The sequence below is a fragment of the Neobacillus sp. PVCKKU3 genome (assembly GCF_058323225.1).
On record NZ_JBLVQN010000031.1, the window covers coordinates 23,901 to 39,861 of the forward strand.

Consider the following 15,961-nt stretch of genomic DNA (forward strand, 5'->3'; position numbering starts at 1 on the left):
AGTGCCGGGAAGTACAGAATTTGCATATTTTTTCATTGCGGAAAATCATATCTGCGAATTTTTGGAATATATCTGCGAATTTTTCATTTTATCTGCGAATTTCCGATTATATCTGCGAATTTTTCAATATATCCGCGAATTTTCAATTATATCTGCGAATCCTAAAATGACGCCATTCTGAAATACAAATGGAAAAATCGGTACCTCAAAAAGATACCGATTTTTTTAATACTATAGTTGCTCCCCATTGGTAGCAATGACATTTTTATACCAATGGAATGACTTTTTCAGTTTACGCTCTAATGTACCACTGCCGTCATCATGCTTGTCGACGTAGATAAATCCATAACGCTTGGACATTTCACCAGTAGACATACTGACTAAATCAATACAGCCCCAGCTTGTATAGCCCATTAGCTCTACACCATCAGCAATAGCTTCTCCCATGGCTTTTATATGTTCACGAAGGTAATCAATCCGGTGATCATCGTTAATGGAGCCGTCTTCCTCTACTTGGTCGTATGCCCCCAAACCATTTTCCACAACAAATAGCGGCACCTGGTATCTACCATAAAGCCTGTTTAAACTGATGCGCAAACCAACAGGGTCAATCTCCCAGCCCCAATCGCTTGCTTTCAGGAATGGGTTCTTCACTCCTCCGACAATATTTCCATTCGCTTTTTCCTCTTCAGCCTTAACTTTTTTATCAGTACGGGACATGTAATAACTTAAGCCAATATAATCCACCGTTCCTTGTTTGATTAATTCCAAGTCCCCATCAAGAACTTTTAGTTGTATATTTTGCTCCTTAAAAAAGCGCTTAATGAAGGAAGGGTACTCGCCGCGCACATGAACATCTGCACAAAAGTAATTAAATAGTTCCTCTTCTTTTAAGGCATAGAGGACGTTTTCCGGGTTACTATCGTAAGAATAAACAGGTGCAAACAGAATCATACAGCCAATCTGTGCATCTGGTATGATTTTTTTACAAGCTTTAACCGCGATAGCACTGGCGACAAACTGATGGTGGAAAGCCTGAAAGGTCTCTTGATAACGGCCATCTTCTCTGTCAGGCGAGAAGCCCATGCTCATGATTGGCATCTTCAAGGCGCCATTAATTTCATTAAAAGTCATCCAATACTTCACTTTATCCTTATAGCGCTTAAAAAGCGCCGTTGCATATCTTTCAAAGAAAGTAACCACCTGACGGCTTCTCCAGCCTCCGTATTCTTTGACCAAATGCAGCGGCATTTCATAGTGAGAGATGGTCACTACGGGCTCAATTCCGTACTTATGTAATTCATCAAAGACCCTGTCATAAAAAGCCAAACCCGCTTCATTCGGTTCTAGCTCATCACCATTTGGGAAAATTCTCGTCCACGCAATCGACATCCGAAATACTTTGAAGCCCAATTCCGCGAATAAGGCGATATCTTCCTTGTAACGATGATAAAAATCAATTGCTTCATGGTTCGGGTACCTATATTTCTCATGATCAATTTCAAAGTTAAAGCCAGGCGACATCAATATTTTCAGACGCTCTTTTCCGCCCGGCAAAACATCTGAGATATTCAAGCCTTTATTTCCTTCGCGAAATCCGCCCTCTATTTGGTTTGCCGCCGTTGCCCCGCCCCATAGAAATCCTTCGGGGAATCTTCGTTGGTTATGTTCCATTCAAAAATCATCCTTTTCTTTAAATATCAATTATGTACTTTCTTTATTATTGTTTTTTTTGCCTGAAAGATGTCCGTCAGAGGAAAATATAAGCAAAGGGCTGACACAAAGTTTCCTCGTCAGCCCCATTAGTTTGATTACTATTTCTCTCCGTTGCTAGCAATGATTTCCTTATACCAATAGAAGCTTTGTTTTGGGATCCGGCGCAATTCTTTTAAGTCAAATTCCTCGCGATCGACAAAAATAAAGCCGTAGCGTTTCTTCGCCCCCTGGTGAGTGGAAATCAAATCAATCGCTGACCAAGGGCAGTAGCCAAACACTTCTACTCCATCCGTAATCGCAAGCTGCATTTGTTCAAGGTGTTTTTTCAAATAATCGATCCGATACGGGTCACGAACGGTGCCGTCTTCCTCCACCTTATCAAAGGCACCAAGGCCGTTTTCCGTAATAATGACTGGCAGCTGGTAGCGGTCATACACTTCCCTTAGGGTTGTACGGAAGCCAATCGGGTCAATTTCCCAGCCGAATTCGTTTTTCGGCAGGTTCGAATTGCTGTGCCCCTTATAAACACCTGCTTCACCAATGACAATTTCCTGGTCTCCAGTATTATTTTTATCACTACCTTCCCCATTGCTTGCTTCTACTGTTTTAGACGTGTAGTAGTTGAACGCAATAAAGTCAGGCTTGGCATTTTTTAATATTTCCATGTCGCCTTCGACAATGGTTGGAACATAGCCCTTTTCTTCCAAAAAGCTCCAAGCTGTCTTATTGTAACGTCCATATACTGCCGCATCTAAGTACAGCCAGTTGCGGATTGAATTAAAGTTTTGCGCTGCCAATATATCCTCCGGCTTCGAGCTGGCAGGATATATATAGGAAATATTTGGAGCCGGTCCAATTAACGCCTGTGGCAGCATTTGGTGACAAACGTCCATAGCTTTTGCCTGCGCCACTAACATATGATGGTTTTGCTGATAAAGCTCTCGGTCTGGGTCTTCTAAATTTGGATCCAGAGTTCCAAGTGCCTTCCCATGCATAATCATCATATTTTGTTCGTTAATCGTCAGCCAATATTTCACACGATCACCATAGTTCTCAAACAGCACTTTCGCATACTCCACAAAGGCATCAATCGTTTCACGATTTGACCAGCCGCCGCGTGCTTGAAGCGCATAGGGCAAATCAAAGTGATACATCGTTACAATGGGCTCAATCTTATTTTTAATAAGTTCATCGATTAAATTGCTGTAGAATTCCAGCCCTTTTGGATTTACTTCTCCTGTTCCATTCGGGATAATTCGTGTCCAGGCGATGGAAAAGCGATATGCTTTAAAACCCATCTCTGCCATTAGTGCAACATCTTCTTGATAACGGTGATAATGATCACTTGCGACTTTATAATCAGTGGTTCCCTCTGGGTATTTCTGACGCATATCAATGACAGACGGACCTTTGCCATCCTCATCCCATGCTCCTTCGACTTGATAGGCGGAGGTAGAAGCTCCCCAGAAGAAATCCTTTGGAAATGGTTTTAGCTGAGCGTGTTTCATATTTTATTCCTCTCTTTCAAAAAAATATACGGCTTTAGCTACAGCTAAAACCATATATTTTATTAAGTTTTTAATCTATGAAGCAGTACGTATGACTACCTATGCAATACCTTCTTTAGTATGGATATCTAGGATTAAGATTGGTTCCTTTTCGCCAATATTCCCTTGTCTTGCTGCTGTTACTTCCGTATAGGTGCTGGAGTTCGTAACAATGACAGGTGTTGTAACCTCATAGCCTGCTTGTTTGATTTTTTCGATATCGAATTCTACTAGTAAATCTCCAACTGAAACTTGATCACCTTGTTTAATATGGGAAGTGAAGTATTTTCCATCTAATTGGACAGTATCGATACCAATATGAATTAAGATTTCTGCACCCTGCTCGGAAATAAGACCGATAGCATGCTTTGTCTTGTAAGCAACCGTTACTACACCATTTACAGGCGATACAACACGGCCAACAGACGGTTCAATGGCAATTCCTTTTCCCATTGATTCCGAAGCAAAAACAGGATCAGATACATCCGTTAAGTTAACTACTTTTCCTGTAATAGGGCTGGCAATTTGTTCACTGCTAGTTGCTATGTCCGGGGCAGTTACATCTTCTTCAACAGGATCTTCAAAACCTAAAACATAAGTAAGACCTGCAGATACTAGGAATGCCACTACGATACCGATAATTAGACCAGTAAACCCTTGGCCGCCTGGTCCGTAGAAGATTGGTAAAGTCAATAATCCAGGAGCGCCAGAAGCAAATGCGTTTGTTCCAGCGTAACCAATGATACCCCCACCGATTGCCGCACCAATGATCCCAGCAATGAATGGTTTTTTAAGTGGTAATGTTACACCGTAAATTCCCGGTTCCGTAATGCCAAAAAGACCAGTGATCGCAGCAGAACCTGCTAATGTTTTTAATTTTTTGTTCTTCGTTTTTAACATAACCCCGACCATCGCACCTGTTTGAGCAAAAACAGAAGCAGTTGCGGCCGGCTTTACACCATCTCTTCCGTGAACGGCAATATTGTTAATGAATACCGGAACCAAGCCCCAGTGAATACCGAACATGACGAGTAACTGCCAGCTTGCACCCATGATCGCGCCAGCTAAAATTGGGTTAAATGCGAATGCTGCGACCATTGCTTTTGCTACAGCATTACCTGCATTGACACCGATTGGACCAAATACCAACAATGTTAATGGAAGCATAATTACTAATAACAATAACGGAGTAACGAAGTTTTTAACGCTTTCGTGAATCTTTTTATTAAAGAAAATGTCCAGCTTGCTCATGACGAAGATGGATAGAATGATTGGAACAACCGTTGATGAGTAGCTCATCATCGTAACTGGAATCCCAAAGAAATGGATTCCGCCTTCAGGTGGAGTCGCTTTAAGCGCCACAATCGACGGATAGAGCAATGCACCTGCAATCGTAACGGCGACAAAGATATTTCCGCCAAATTTACGTGCGGTTGTAATGGCTAACAATACTGGCAAGAAGTAGAACATCGCATCTGCTGCCGCGTATAAAATCGTATAAGTTGTATCCGTATTGACTATCCAGCCAAAATTCACAGCAATTAACAATAATCCTTTAAGGATACCGGCCCCTGCCATTAGACCAAGAAGCGGTGCAAAAATACTGGATACAACATCTACAGCTTTACCTAAGAAATTTCCTTTTTCTCCACTATCTTTAGCGGAAGAGCTTTTTGAATCCTTTGTGATGTTTGAGATTTTTCCGATCTCCGCATACACTTCCGGTACATTGTTTCCTACTACCACTTGGAACTGCCCGCCGCTTTCTTTAACGGTGATGACACCGTCTGTTTTTTCTAACTTCACTTTATTTGCTTTTGATTTATCCTTTAATCCGAAACGCAGTCTTGTTGCACAGTGAACAAGTGAATTTACATTCTCTTCTCCGCCAACTAGCTGAAGAATTTCTTTAGCTAATCTTTCGTTTTTCGACATCTTTATCACCTCTAGTATTTGGGTAAAAAAAATACCTAAGCCATTAAGAAGCCGGAGACATAGCGTCCCTGAAACATTCTTTATGACTTAGGTTTTGCCTGCATGACCAGTAACAATCCTGTTCTAAATATTTACTTTTTGATTTACTTTAGGCGGTGCTTCCTGTCCGGACCAGGTGAGGAACGCCTTTTTGGGAAATAAAAAAACCTAAACTGCACACCGAAGCATAAAGCCTGGTTAGCAATTTAGGTTTTGCCTGCAAAATCAGTAACAATCCTAATAAATTAATATTAATTTGTAATCACATACTAGCATGCGCTTTCATTAGGTGTCAACGCTATCTTTCCAAAAAATTTTACTAGTTTCGATTCACCACGCGCTGAATATGAATGGCAAGGTAGCCCATTTCTTCCTTTGTGATCTCATGTTGATGGGCTTTATAAATATAATCTTTAATTTTTTGCGCACAGGCAAATGCTTCTTTATGTTTTTCTCTCACTAAGTTATAAAGAAAATCATCCTCGCTATCTAAATGTGAACCGCTGAAAAGGCGCTGTGCAAAAAACTTAAGATGGGTAAGGAACCTGAAATAATTTAAGGATTCCTCATCAAGTTCGATTTTAAAATGATACTTGACGATGTTTAAAATATCCTGAATGAGTTTGGTTATGTTGATTAGGTTTGGCATCTCATCGTTTAGTTCCGCATTTACTATATGCATCGCAATAAAGCCAGCTTCATCTTCCGGAAGCGAAATACCAAGTTTGGTTTGAATCATTTTTAACGCTTCCCGCCCTATAGCGAATTCGTCTTGATAAATCTTTTTAATCTCCCACAACAGAGCATTTGAAATATTAATGCCCTTCTGATGCCGTTCAATTGCAAAATGTATATGGTCGGTTAAGGAGACATAGATGCTGTCATTCAGATTTTTCCCTAGTTTTTCTTTTGCATAGTTGATGATTTCTTCAGAAACGGCCATATATTCTAGCGGAATATCGTACAATAGCGTTTTAAATCTTTCGGAAACATCTTTGTTTTCGAGTTTGAAGACTTTTTCGATTTTGCTCTCATCGACAATATCGCCAGGTCTCTTTTGAAACGCGAGCCCTCTGCCCATAATGACTAATTCTTTATTATGTTCATCCAAAACGCTTATAACATTATTGTTGATTACCTTTGCGATTTTCATATAAATCACCTATTTGTGGAATATTTGTGATAAAAAGGAAAATAAAAAAACCTAAAACTAATGATCTAAAGAACATTAGTCATAGGTTTTGCCTGATTAGCCAGTAACAATCCTAAAATTTGAAGTTATTTGGTTAGATTTTATCATTCTTTTAATCCAGGCGCAATTCTTATCGAGGGTCTTTGATGGATAATGTTCAGTTTATTATTAGTATTTCTTTAATCTACTTTTCTTTCAAATATGGCTTCGTAATAAGCCGCAGACCCATATGCAGCAATTCCCGGCGCAAAAATCTGGACCAACCTCCAGCCGTTCCTCGCGTTCTGATGAATAAGTTCCTGATAATCCCCTTTAGGTTTTCCGCTTAATTTGCTTAATTCAATTTTTTCAAATTTATATTCGTACATGTTTCCCCTCCGCATTTTGTTTTGTATATTCTTATTATCCCAAAAAATGTAATTGACTGCCATTTTTTTATGTATTAATATAATAGTTTGTTAATATATTACCTTAAGTGGTTCGAGAACCTCCCACTATAAAAAACTAAGGAGAAATGAATATGGAAAAAACAACAAATATGCTAGACGCCCAGTATAATTCGGGCGCTGCAAACAGCAAGGTGCGGGAAATTGTTGTAAACGGGATTATCGCGGCTTTGTACATCGCAGTTTCGGCGTTAATACAGCCATTTGGGTTTACCCAGGTACAATTCCGCGTTTCAGAGATGTTTAACCATCTCATCGTTTTCAATAAAAAGTATCTCTACGGGATCATTTTAGGGGTATTTCTAACGAATTTATTTTTCTCGCCAATGAAGGCCTATGACCTCATTTTCGGAGTTGGCCAATCTTTGATTGCTTTGGTCATTACGATTTTAAGTGCGCGGTTTATTAAAGGAATCTGGACTCGGATGATTGTGAATACGTTAGTGTTCACCTTTACGATGTTTCTCATTGCGATTGAACTGCATTTGGCGTTCAATCTGCCATTCCTATTTACATGGTTAACTACTGCAGTTGGGGAATTCGTTGTAATGGCTGTCGGCATGCCAGTCATGTATTTCATTAACAAACGCGTTCATTTTGATAAAATCTTTAAATAAAAGATTTCAAGAGCTGTTGCTTCAGGGGTACACCCCAGGCGGCAGCTCTTTTTTATGGTATTTATTTCAAAAAAACTCTAAAATGAAGGTAGTTAATTTTTCAGACTTTTGAAAGGGGTTTTTCGAATGTTGCAGCGTCCTAATAACAATGAGTTTCCAGATTATTATGTACCGTATGTTCAGTTAGTTCCAGAAGGAGATTTATTGCAGGTTCTTAAGGAAAGTCTTGAAAAAGTGGTTTCTCTTTTCGAAGGGATTTCAGAGGAAGATGCGCAATTCCGCTATGAACCTGGTAAATGGAGGATCAAGGAAGTACTTGGCCATATGGCAGATACCGAGAGGATCATGAGCTACCGCCTGCTTCGAGTAGGCCGCGGCGACAAGACTCCATTGGCAGGTTTTAATGAAAATGATTATGTGGCTGGAGCACAAATGGGCGAGCTGCCACTAAAATCTATTCTTGCTGACTTCATCGCAGTCAGAAAAGCAACAATCACTCTGGTCGAGAACATGCCAGAGTCAGCCTGGACAAATGTTGGCAACGCCAATGGCACGGAGGTCACCACCCGCGCCATCGCGTACATCATCGCCGGCCATGCAATCCACCACCTCAGCATCGTGACAGAACGATACTTAACTAATTTGAAATAACGGGTGGTGTCAGGCACCGCTCGTGGACAGTGTCCGCCTCAGGCGGACACTGTTTTTAAATCCGATAGTTTGAGATAAACTCAAGAAATTCTTTTTGTTTGGAGTGGCTGTATTTCATGATGGCGTAGGTGTTTGCTTCGGGTAGGTGGATGGTTTGGCAGTCTACCTCTAAAAGCCTACCTTCTAGCAGTTCTCTTCTGACCGTTGATGTCGGAAGGAAAGAGACACCCAGCCCTTCAACGATGAATCTTTTTGTAATGTGTACCTGTGATACTTTCATCATTCTTACTTTTGGATATTTGGTTTTTACTGCATGGCAAAGACCATCCCAGTAACCTGGGTGATTATGGGTTAACAAATAGTTCGATGTTAAAACCTCTTCTTCATCTAAAGGCGGTGCTGTTTCGGAATCTCTCCCATCGTGAGGCGCAACTAGCATAACCCTATCCCTATATAAAAGCTCACTAATCAATTCAGGATGAAGGCTGTTTAAACAGGACAACCCGATATCTACTTCTTCCCTTATTACCGCCTCTTCAATACCAACCGATTCAATAATTTTAACCGAAATCTCTACTTCCGGATGCTTGTTTGTATAGCTTTTTAAAACATATGGCAGGATTGTATCTGCGATTAGCGGTGATATGGCAATGGAAAATTTCGTTGTGTAGCCTTGACTAAATGAGTGAATGTCCTCGAGCCCACCCTGATAAATCTCTATCAGTTTTTTTGCATGAACCAAATATCTCCTCCCCGCTTCAGTTAGTTTTACTTTTTTTCCATCCCGATCAAATAATTGAATCCCAAGCTCTTGTTCCAATTGTTTTATATGAACCGTTACAGATGGCTGAGAAATATAAAGGATTTCCGCCGTTCTGCGGAAATTCCCACAATCAGCTGCCGTAATAAATGTGTTAAGCCATTGGAATTCCATATTCTCCTCCTTATTAAAGAAATTAATCAATTCGTTTAAAATTATTTAATTTCATTAATCAAATTTATTATATAAACTATTAACAAATAAAGGAAGGAGAGATTTGGTATGATTCAGAAGGGTTTAAAAGGAATTATCGCCGCCGAAACATTGATCAGTCATATTGATGGTGAAAAGGGAGAGCTTATTTATCGGGGATATGAAATCGGAAAGCTTACTAATCGTTATTCTTTTGAAGAAGTTGCCTATCTGCTCTGGCATGGCTACTTACCTGATGAAGTACAGTTAAGAGCTTTGAAAAGTGAGTTAAAGAGCAACCGTGAGCTACCGGAAAATATAAAAAAGTTAATCGATCTGCTTCCTTTTGGTATGGACCTAATGAGTGTGATGAGAACAGCTATTTCAGCTGAAGCCGGGAATTTCAATTATGCCTGGAAGCCGACTGTGTCACAGGCTATTCGTATAACCGCCCTTGCCCCGACAATCATTGCATACCGGCAAAGACAGCTGGAAGGTAAACAGTTTGTTCCTCCGTTGAATGAATTGGATCATGTGGCTAATTACCTTTATATGCTTAATGGTTCGATCCCATTAGAAGCCCATGTGGAGGTACTCGAAACGTATATGATTTTGACACTTGAACATGGCATGAATGCCTCCACCTTTTCAGCAAGGGTGACCGCATCAACTGAATCTGATTTAGTATCAGCCGTTTCATCAGCGATTGGAACGATGAAAGGACCGCTTCATGGCGGCGCCCCTTCAGGAGTCATTGAACTTTTGGATGAGATTGCGGCGGCCGGAGATGCTGAAAAGGTGATGCGAGATAAATTATCCAAGGGTGAAAGATTAATGGGATTTGGACATCGGGTGTACAAAACCCACGACCCGCGTGCTATTGCCTTAAAGGCCAAATTACGGGAGCTAGTTGGTCAAGATACATGGCTTGATCTCGCTATGGAAGCAGAAAAAACTGCAGTAAGAGTTTTAGAGGAATTAAAACCCGGCCGCTCCCTTTATACAAATGTAGAATTCTACGCCGCAGCTATCATGAAAGCCATCAACATGGACGCAGTCCTTTTCACACCAACCTTCACTGCAAGCAGAATCGTCGGCTGGACAGCCCACATTCTAGAACAATCTGAAAACAATACCATCTACCGGCCGCAATCCAAATATATTGGAACATTCAAATAGAACAAAACACACTAATTGTTGCGATTCCCTATCCTCCCAGGCGGTATCACTTTTTAAAAATAGTTGACGAACATTCGTTCTGTGTCTTATAATAAAATTATTGGTTAATAATAGAAATTGTGTTGTTTTTAATGGCTGTTGGTCAATGGAGGCCTCATTACTAAAATGTTAACTAATAAATTTTGATGGGTTTAAGGAGTGAATGTTCATGTCAGTAAAATTAATCCCCTATTTCGTGATGAACGGTACCGCTAAGGAAGCAATCCAGTTTTATCAACAGGCACTGGATGCACAGGTTTTATTCTCTCAAAGTTTTGGTGAAATGCCTGAAAACCCGGAATACCCTCTTCCTGCTGAAGCCAAGGATTTGGTAAGTCATGCGACCATTAAAGTTGGTGATTCAGAAGTAATGTTTTCCGACACCTTCCCTGGACAGGATCATCAAAGCGGAAATCAAGTGACCATTTGTATTTCAACCAATGATGCAGACCAAGCAAGGAAAATGTTTGAAGGACTTTCCCAAGGCGGTCAAGTTGGAATGCCTTTACAGGAAACTTTCTTTAGCCCTGCCTATGGCCAAGTAACAGATAAATTCGGCATAACCTTCCAAATTTTCACAGAAGGCAAACCGCACCAATAATATCTTATCCAATAACAAAAGGCTCTGTTCGCAGCAATGGAACAGAGCCTTTGTGTATTTAAGAGGCTCCCACTACTAAGACTTATTTTTAAACATCATAATTCCCCTCATATTTCTAACACTAACGAGAGATGAAAATCAATGGAGGGGTTAGAAAATGAGCAGCAATAAAAGTCAAAAAAAGCAGACGTTTCCGCCGCAGCATCAAAACCATCAGCCGGGTACTGAGAGTGAAATGAATCCAAAGCCGATTTCCGTTGATTCCAACTATAAGCCGGCTGGAAAATTATCCGGTAAAACCGCGATTATTACTGGCGGTGACAGTGGAATTGGAAAATCAGTTGCGATTTATTTTGCTAAAGAGGGTGCAGATGTAGCAATTGTATACCTAGAAGAACATCAGGATGCTGAGGAAACCAAAGGAATAATAGAAGCTGAAGGACGAAGATGCCTTCTCTTTTCTGGCGATATTGGCAATGAGGACTACTGCAAGGATGTTGTGAAGAAAACGATCGATGAATTCGGCAGGCTGGATATACTGGTCAACAATGCTGCAGAGCAGCACCCGCAGCCAAGTATATTAAATATCACTAGTGCGCAGCTAGAAAAAACATTTAGAACCAATATTTTCTCCTATTTTTATATGACGAAAATGGCACTGCCTTATTTGAAAAAAGGAGCATCCATCATCAATACAGCTTCCATAACAGCCTATCATGGAAATGAGCAATTGCTTGATTACTCGGCAACAAAAGGAGCGATTGTGTCGTTCACCCGTTCATTAGCCATGTCGTTGGCGACACAGGGAATCCGTGTGAACGGGGTGGCGCCTGGCCCAATCTGGACTCCGCTTATTCCATCGACCTTTACGGCGGACCAGGTCGCCACTTTCGGATCAGATACTCCTATGGGGCGTGCCGGGCAGCCTCATGAACTGGCGCCAAGCTATGTTTTCTTAGCCTCGGAGGATTCATCCTATATGAGCGGGCAAATGATTCATGTGAATGGTGGGACGATTATTAACGGGTAGAAAAAACGCATCGGGCTTACCGATGCGTTTTTTTCTGAAACTCAGTTGGCGACCATTACACTCGTTTTTTCAATAGTTTGGGCGCCAATTGGATACAATCAACCCATTTTCGCCCTTGATGCAGCCGGCTGGTACCTTCTCATCGGTCCGAAATCAAGAACCTCTTGCAGATATCGGTTCCCTTTTGGACTTGTCCGCTTGAGCAGTTCCATCAAGTATGTAATATCGTCCATCGCTCTATGTGTTTGATAGTTTGTAATATCATGGGCTTGCAAAAGGGTAATTAACTTTCCATTGGGAAAGCCATACTGTTTCCAAGGCACATTACGCATTGTACAAAACCACTGCAAATCATTAACCTCAGGATACATATGGTAAAGAAAACTGCGGTCAAAGGAGGCATTATGAGCAAAAACCGAATCTGTACGCTGAAAGTAGGATTTTATTTTTTCATCATAGAAGCTCTTTCCCCGAACCATATCATATGCAATACCATGGACCTGATAGGCCCTGTCATAATTTCTACGTGCCGAACTGGAAAGAGGTTCTCTTAAAAAGGCTTCTTCCTCCAAAATTTCTAGTATTTCGCCCGTTTCCGTACTAAAAGAAAATAACTTCAGGGCCAGTTCAATAACCTCATCTGTTGTCGGTCCCAGCCCCGTCGTTTCCACATCCAACAATAAACCTAATTTCGCCTGTCTTTGCAAAATAATCATTCCTTAAATCAAAAATTTCCTTTATTATACCAGATTCCAATCAACCCTCACATAGCTTAAAAATTCCCACGAATCTCTAAACCGTTTATAAACGCTGTTATGATAATCTCCAAGCTCTCATCCAAATACAATGACATTTTGAAGCCGCCTCTTTGCTCCAAGGAGGAGAATCCGTGCAGGACACTCCGCAGTCCTCTTACTGCATGGATGGCCAGGTCGCCTTCTAGATGAAAAGCCTGCAGGACCCGAACAGAAAGGTCGACTATCTTTGCGCCGGCCTTCTGGACGTCAAGATCTTCAGTGTCCGGCGCCATCAAGGTTGCCTCATAGACACCGGGATGCCTCCTGGCAAAACTCACATAAGCTCTACTAATCGCAAGCAGTGCCTGGGTGCCTGATACTCCGATGGCCGCCTGGGCCAATTCATCATACAATAAATTAAGTCCATAGATGGCTAGCTTTTTCCTTAATCCAGGCAGGCCATCGAAATGATTATAAAGAGAAGGCGGGCGGATGCTGAGCCTTTTGGCCAGGTTTGCCAATGTAACCTCCTGCATCCCATTGTGGTCTGCAAGCTCTCCCGCCGCTTCCAGTATTTCTGATAAATCAAGTCCAACTTTAGGTCTAACCATTTTAATACTCCTTTAAAGTAATTTCTGTTCCAATTTTTTGATAGCTAGCTCCATGGCCTCTACAGGATTTTCTACCATTTCTCCGTGGCCGATGGCAAGTAAACTCGGTTTTAAAGCAGCCAGCTTCTTGGCACTTTTTAATGCGGTTGGTTTGCTCCATGTGCCAAAAGCTGGGAATGGGAAAAATGGTCTTATATCCCCTGCTACTGCGATACCTGCTCTCGTCTGGAACGCGTCACCTGCAATTAATGCCTTCGTCCGTATATCAAGAAATGCCATCGATCCCGGAGTATGGCCCGATGATTCAACCGCCCTCAGGGAGCCAATCTCATCCCCTTCCTTCAATAAAACACTTGCCCTGGTTTTCAAATTTTTAGGAACACCACCTTTAATTGGAGTTTGATCCTCGTGTGAATCAAGGGAACGGTCGCCTGACATTAAACGATTATCCCTAGCCGAAATATAAACAGGTACATCGGGAAGCCTTTCCTTTAACAGATCCAATGCTCCCACATGGTCCTCATGGGCATGGGTTAAGATGATTGTAGTAATCGGCTTTCCAATTCTCTCGGCTGCCTGTAAAATTCCTTTTGCCGCAAAACCCATGGCCGCATCAATTAGGGTTAAACCATCGTCTTCTTCCACTAAGTAGCAATTTACTGGAAACACCTTCGCCATAAACGTTACCTGATACAAATATCCCTTCTTGATCATTCTCATTATGACCAACCCCTTAACTAATATCGTTAGTTTTATTTTAACTAATAACATTAGTTAAATCAAGAGGTTTATTTGAAAAATTTTCCTAAATTATCTTTCCTTCCAGTATGTAACAAATTGTTCAAAGCTTTTTTACGGATATGTGAATTAGCTACCAAAAAGCGCTCAATCCAATTTTAATTTGCTATATTAACAGTGTAGAAAAGAAATTATATAAAACTTATAAACCTTTTAAGGAGATGTTTCAAATGCTTAACAAATGGTTAAGAGAAAACAAAATTGCCGCTGGTATTTTAACTGTCTTACGTTTATATCTTGGGTATTCTTGGTTTACTGCAGGTTTTCATAAAATAACTGGAGGCTTTGATGCCGCAGGATTTTTAAAAGGAGTGACTGCTAATCCAGTAAAAGGTCCGGATGGTGCGGTTGTTTATGGATGGTATGTTGAATTCCTTAAAGGCTTCGCCCTTCCAAACGTCGACATCTTTAACTTTATCGTTCCCTGGGGAGAAGTTTTAGTCGGCTTAGGATTAATGTTAGGCTGCTTAACAACTGCCGCTGCATTCTTTGCTTTAGTCATGAACTTTGCGTTCTTCCTTGCAGGTACTGTATCTCACATTCCTACTGACATTTTCCTTGGCGTGATAATCTTAGCTGCAGGCTACAACGCAGGCCGCATCGGTCTAGACCGTTGGGTTGTTCCTTTCTTCCGCAAAACAGTTATAAAAGCAAACGATCCAGTTAAAATAAATGCTTAACAATAATCGCCTCAGTTCCAACTCGAACTGAGGCGATTTTATTTTGTTCTGACCAAATTCTTTCAGCCTGAGATTAGATGATTTTGGCCATTTTTATTTATAAAATCTTCATGTAACAAAGTGTTCAAAGCTTTTTTACGAATATGTGAATTAGTGAACATAAACCACTCAATTCAAACTAAATTTGATATATTTACAGTGTAGAAATTATTTAAAACTTATAAAACCTTTTAAGGAGATGTTTCAAATGTTTGCCACATGGTTAAGAGAAAACAAAATTGCTGCTGGTATTTTAACTGTCTTACGTTTATATCTCGGATATTCTTGGTTCACTGCCGGTTTTCATAAATTGACTGGAGGCTTTGATGCCGCAGGATTTTTAAAAGGAGTGACTGCCAACCCTGTAAAAGGTCCTGATGGTGCCGTTGTTTATGGCTGGTATGTTGAATTCTTAAAAGGCTTCGCCCTTCCAAACGTCGACATCTTTAACTTTATCGTTCCCTGGGGAGAAGTTTTAGTCGGTTTAGGATTAATGTTAGGCTGCTTAACTACTGCCGCTGCATTCTTTGCTTTAGTCATGAACTTTGCGTTCTTCCTTGCAGGAACTGTATCTCATATTCCTACTGACATTTTCCTTGGCGTGATTATCTTAGCTGCAGGCTACAATGCAGGCCGCATCGGATTAGACCGCTGGGTTGTACCATTCTTCCGCAAAACAGTTTTAAAAGCAAACGCCCCTGTTAAACAAACTGCTTAACAAAAAAACACCTCTATCTCTCAGCTTGAGATGGGGGTGTTTTGTTTTACACATTAATAGCTGTTATCTTCCTCGAAGCTATGTCTGTTAACGTACCAATTTGTAACTTGTGTAAGGATAGCAAAAACAGCAAAGAAATTCATTGCCCAAACGTTAATAAATGGCGTAAGGCCGCCGAATTCTATCGTAGCATAGCCTTTAAACTTCATGACAATCATGGATTCAATAAAAATCAAAATGAAACCTACAACACCTGCAACCGCCGCTCTTATCATTAGTAATCCCTCCGAAAGGTTTTTGCTATATACTCAAATAATTTTTGTCTAAATTGTGAACTTGTTATACCCATTATATAGCAATTCAGAAGGAAACCAAAGTAAAAAAAATCACATTTTAAAAAAATAATTGGTTTAAAAGAATGGCTTCCAATTATG

Annotated in this window: 17 protein-coding genes and 1 riboswitch; of the genes, 7 read left to right on the forward strand and 10 right to left on the reverse strand. The window is 40.7% G+C overall.

The genetic code is table 11. The annotated features are described in order from the left end of the window. Nucleotides 1–231 precede the first annotated feature (231 nt). The 5 genes from ACNQGS_RS19525 to ACNQGS_RS19545 all read right to left on the reverse strand — a co-directional run bounded on the left by ACNQGS_RS19525 (nt 232) and on the right by ACNQGS_RS19545 (nt 6,797). Nucleotides 232–1,674: a glycoside hydrolase family 1 protein gene (locus ACNQGS_RS19525; protein ID WP_491488807.1), complete on the reverse strand. Its 1,443-nt coding sequence runs from the start codon at nt 1,672–1,674 to the stop codon at nt 232–234. Nucleotides 1,675–1,814: 140 nt separating this feature from the next. Continuing rightward, nucleotides 1,815–3,224: a glycoside hydrolase family 1 protein gene (locus ACNQGS_RS19530; RefSeq protein WP_491488808.1), complete on the reverse strand. Its 1,410-nt coding sequence runs from the start codon at nt 3,222–3,224 to the stop codon at nt 1,815–1,817. Between the two features lie 99 nt (nt 3,225–3,323). Then, nucleotides 3,324–5,198: a beta-glucoside-specific PTS transporter subunit IIABC gene (locus ACNQGS_RS19535; RefSeq protein WP_491488809.1), complete on the reverse strand. Its 1,875-nt coding sequence runs from the start codon at nt 5,196–5,198 to the stop codon at nt 3,324–3,326. Between the two features lie 358 nt (nt 5,199–5,556). Continuing rightward, complete coding sequence (gene licT / locus ACNQGS_RS19540) at nt 5,557–6,390, reverse strand: BglG family transcription antiterminator LicT (protein WP_491488810.1); 834 nt, start codon at nt 6,388–6,390, stop codon at nt 5,557–5,559. Between the two features lie 218 nt (nt 6,391–6,608). Next, nucleotides 6,609–6,797 carry a DUF4177 domain-containing protein gene (locus tag ACNQGS_RS19545; protein WP_423801027.1) on the reverse strand — a complete coding sequence of 63 codons (189 nt, stop codon included), beginning with the start codon at nt 6,795–6,797 and terminating at the stop codon, nt 6,609–6,611. A gap of 101 nt (nt 6,798–6,898) precedes the next feature. After that, nucleotides 6,899–6,943: riboswitch (PreQ1 riboswitch) on the forward strand. Between the two features lie 24 nt (nt 6,944–6,967). Here ACNQGS_RS19545 and ACNQGS_RS19550 point away from each other — a divergent pair. After that, complete coding sequence (locus ACNQGS_RS19550; RefSeq protein ID WP_491488864.1) at nt 6,968–7,492, forward strand: QueT transporter family protein; 525 nt, start codon at nt 6,968–6,970, stop codon at nt 7,490–7,492. 126 nt (nt 7,493–7,618) lie between these two features. Continuing rightward, nucleotides 7,619–8,143, forward strand: coding sequence for a DinB family protein (locus ACNQGS_RS19555; protein WP_491488811.1), 525 nt, complete (start codon nt 7,619–7,621; stop codon nt 8,141–8,143). Between the two features lie 55 nt (nt 8,144–8,198). On the opposite strand, the gene ACNQGS_RS19560 is transcribed toward ACNQGS_RS19555, so the two are convergent. Further along, nucleotides 8,199–9,077, reverse strand: a complete 879-nt coding sequence (locus ACNQGS_RS19560; RefSeq protein ID WP_491488812.1) for a LysR family transcriptional regulator — start codon at nt 9,075–9,077, stop codon at nt 8,199–8,201. 108 nt (nt 9,078–9,185) lie between these two features. Here ACNQGS_RS19560 and ACNQGS_RS19565 point away from each other — a divergent pair, with 108 nt between their 5' ends. From ACNQGS_RS19565 to ACNQGS_RS19575, 3 genes are all read left to right on the forward strand, one after another. Then, nucleotides 9,186–10,274: a citrate synthase/methylcitrate synthase gene (locus ACNQGS_RS19565; RefSeq protein WP_491488813.1), complete on the forward strand. Its 1,089-nt coding sequence runs from the start codon at nt 9,186–9,188 to the stop codon at nt 10,272–10,274. Nucleotides 10,275–10,482: 208 nt separating this feature from the next. Beyond that, nucleotides 10,483–10,914 carry a VOC family protein gene (locus ACNQGS_RS19570; RefSeq protein WP_491488814.1) on the forward strand — a complete coding sequence of 144 codons (432 nt, stop codon included), beginning with the start codon at nt 10,483–10,485 and terminating at the stop codon, nt 10,912–10,914. A gap of 157 nt (nt 10,915–11,071) precedes the next feature. Beyond that, on the forward strand, nt 11,072–11,944 hold the full coding sequence (locus ACNQGS_RS19575; RefSeq protein WP_491488815.1) for an SDR family oxidoreductase: 873 nt from the start codon (nt 11,072–11,074) through the stop codon (nt 11,942–11,944). Nucleotides 11,945–12,042: 98 nt separating this feature from the next. On the opposite strand, the gene ACNQGS_RS19580 is transcribed toward ACNQGS_RS19575, so the two are convergent. The 3 genes from ACNQGS_RS19580 to ACNQGS_RS19590 are packed head-to-tail and all read right to left on the reverse strand — an operon-like array spanning nt 12,043 to nt 14,012. After that, nucleotides 12,043–12,660 (reverse strand): exonuclease domain-containing protein, encoded by a 618-nt coding sequence (locus ACNQGS_RS19580; RefSeq protein WP_491488816.1) that lies wholly within the window; start codon nt 12,658–12,660, stop codon nt 12,043–12,045. A gap of 56 nt (nt 12,661–12,716) precedes the next feature. Further along, nucleotides 12,717–13,292 (reverse strand): TetR/AcrR family transcriptional regulator, encoded by a 576-nt coding sequence (locus ACNQGS_RS19585; protein WP_491488817.1) that lies wholly within the window; start codon nt 13,290–13,292, stop codon nt 12,717–12,719. A 12-nt stretch (nt 13,293–13,304) separates the two neighbouring features. After that, nucleotides 13,305–14,012: an MBL fold metallo-hydrolase gene (locus ACNQGS_RS19590; protein ID WP_491488818.1), complete on the reverse strand. Its 708-nt coding sequence runs from the start codon at nt 14,010–14,012 to the stop codon at nt 13,305–13,307. A 248-nt stretch (nt 14,013–14,260) separates the two neighbouring features. Here ACNQGS_RS19590 and ACNQGS_RS19595 point away from each other — a divergent pair, with 248 nt between their 5' ends. After that, nucleotides 14,261–14,770, forward strand: coding sequence for a DoxX family membrane protein (locus ACNQGS_RS19595; protein ID WP_491488819.1), 510 nt, complete (start codon nt 14,261–14,263; stop codon nt 14,768–14,770). A gap of 247 nt (nt 14,771–15,017) precedes the next feature. Next, nucleotides 15,018–15,527 carry a DoxX family membrane protein gene (locus tag ACNQGS_RS19600; protein WP_491488820.1) on the forward strand — a complete coding sequence of 170 codons (510 nt, stop codon included), beginning with the start codon at nt 15,018–15,020 and terminating at the stop codon, nt 15,525–15,527. A gap of 53 nt (nt 15,528–15,580) precedes the next feature. Here the strand turns inward: ACNQGS_RS19600 and ACNQGS_RS19605 are convergent, their stop codons facing one another. Continuing rightward, nucleotides 15,581–15,802, reverse strand: a complete 222-nt coding sequence (locus ACNQGS_RS19605) for a hypothetical protein (protein WP_491488821.1) — start codon at nt 15,800–15,802, stop codon at nt 15,581–15,583. Nucleotides 15,803–15,961 lie beyond the last annotated feature (159 nt).

Coding starts and splice junctions, on each gene's coding strand:
- ACNQGS_RS19525 (WP_491488807.1), bottom strand. CDS start 1,674: ATGGAACATAACCAACGAAGATTCCCCGAAGGATTTCTATGGGGCGGG.
- ACNQGS_RS19530 (WP_491488808.1), bottom strand. CDS start 3,224: ATGAAACACGCTCAGCTAAAACCATTTCCAAAGGATTTCTTCTGGGGA.
- ACNQGS_RS19535 (WP_491488809.1), bottom strand. CDS start 5,198: ATGTCGAAAAACGAAAGATTAGCTAAAGAAATTCTTCAGCTAGTTGGC.
- licT (WP_491488810.1), bottom strand. CDS start 6,390: ATGAAAATCGCAAAGGTAATCAACAATAATGTTATAAGCGTTTTGGAT.
- ACNQGS_RS19545 (WP_423801027.1), bottom strand. CDS start 6,797: ATGTACGAATATAAATTTGAAAAAATTGAATTAAGCAAATTAAGCGGA.
- ACNQGS_RS19550 (WP_491488864.1), top strand. CDS start 6,968: ATGCTAGACGCCCAGTATAATTCGGGCGCTGCAAACAGCAAGGTGCGG.
- ACNQGS_RS19555 (WP_491488811.1), top strand. CDS start 7,619: ATGTTGCAGCGTCCTAATAACAATGAGTTTCCAGATTATTATGTACCG.
- ACNQGS_RS19560 (WP_491488812.1), bottom strand. CDS start 9,077: ATGGAATTCCAATGGCTTAACACATTTATTACGGCAGCTGATTGTGGG.
- ACNQGS_RS19565 (WP_491488813.1), top strand. CDS start 9,186: ATGATTCAGAAGGGTTTAAAAGGAATTATCGCCGCCGAAACATTGATC.
- ACNQGS_RS19570 (WP_491488814.1), top strand. CDS start 10,483: ATGTCAGTAAAATTAATCCCCTATTTCGTGATGAACGGTACCGCTAAG.
- ACNQGS_RS19575 (WP_491488815.1), top strand. CDS start 11,072: ATGAGCAGCAATAAAAGTCAAAAAAAGCAGACGTTTCCGCCGCAGCAT.
- ACNQGS_RS19580 (WP_491488816.1), bottom strand. CDS start 12,660: ATGATTATTTTGCAAAGACAGGCGAAATTAGGTTTATTGTTGGATGTG.
- ACNQGS_RS19585 (WP_491488817.1), bottom strand. CDS start 13,292: ATGGTTAGACCTAAAGTTGGACTTGATTTATCAGAAATACTGGAAGCG.
- ACNQGS_RS19590 (WP_491488818.1), bottom strand. CDS start 14,012: ATGAGAATGATCAAGAAGGGATATTTGTATCAGGTAACGTTTATGGCG.
- ACNQGS_RS19595 (WP_491488819.1), top strand. CDS start 14,261: ATGCTTAACAAATGGTTAAGAGAAAACAAAATTGCCGCTGGTATTTTA.
- ACNQGS_RS19600 (WP_491488820.1), top strand. CDS start 15,018: ATGTTTGCCACATGGTTAAGAGAAAACAAAATTGCTGCTGGTATTTTA.
- ACNQGS_RS19605 (WP_491488821.1), bottom strand. CDS start 15,802: ATGATAAGAGCGGCGGTTGCAGGTGTTGTAGGTTTCATTTTGATTTTT.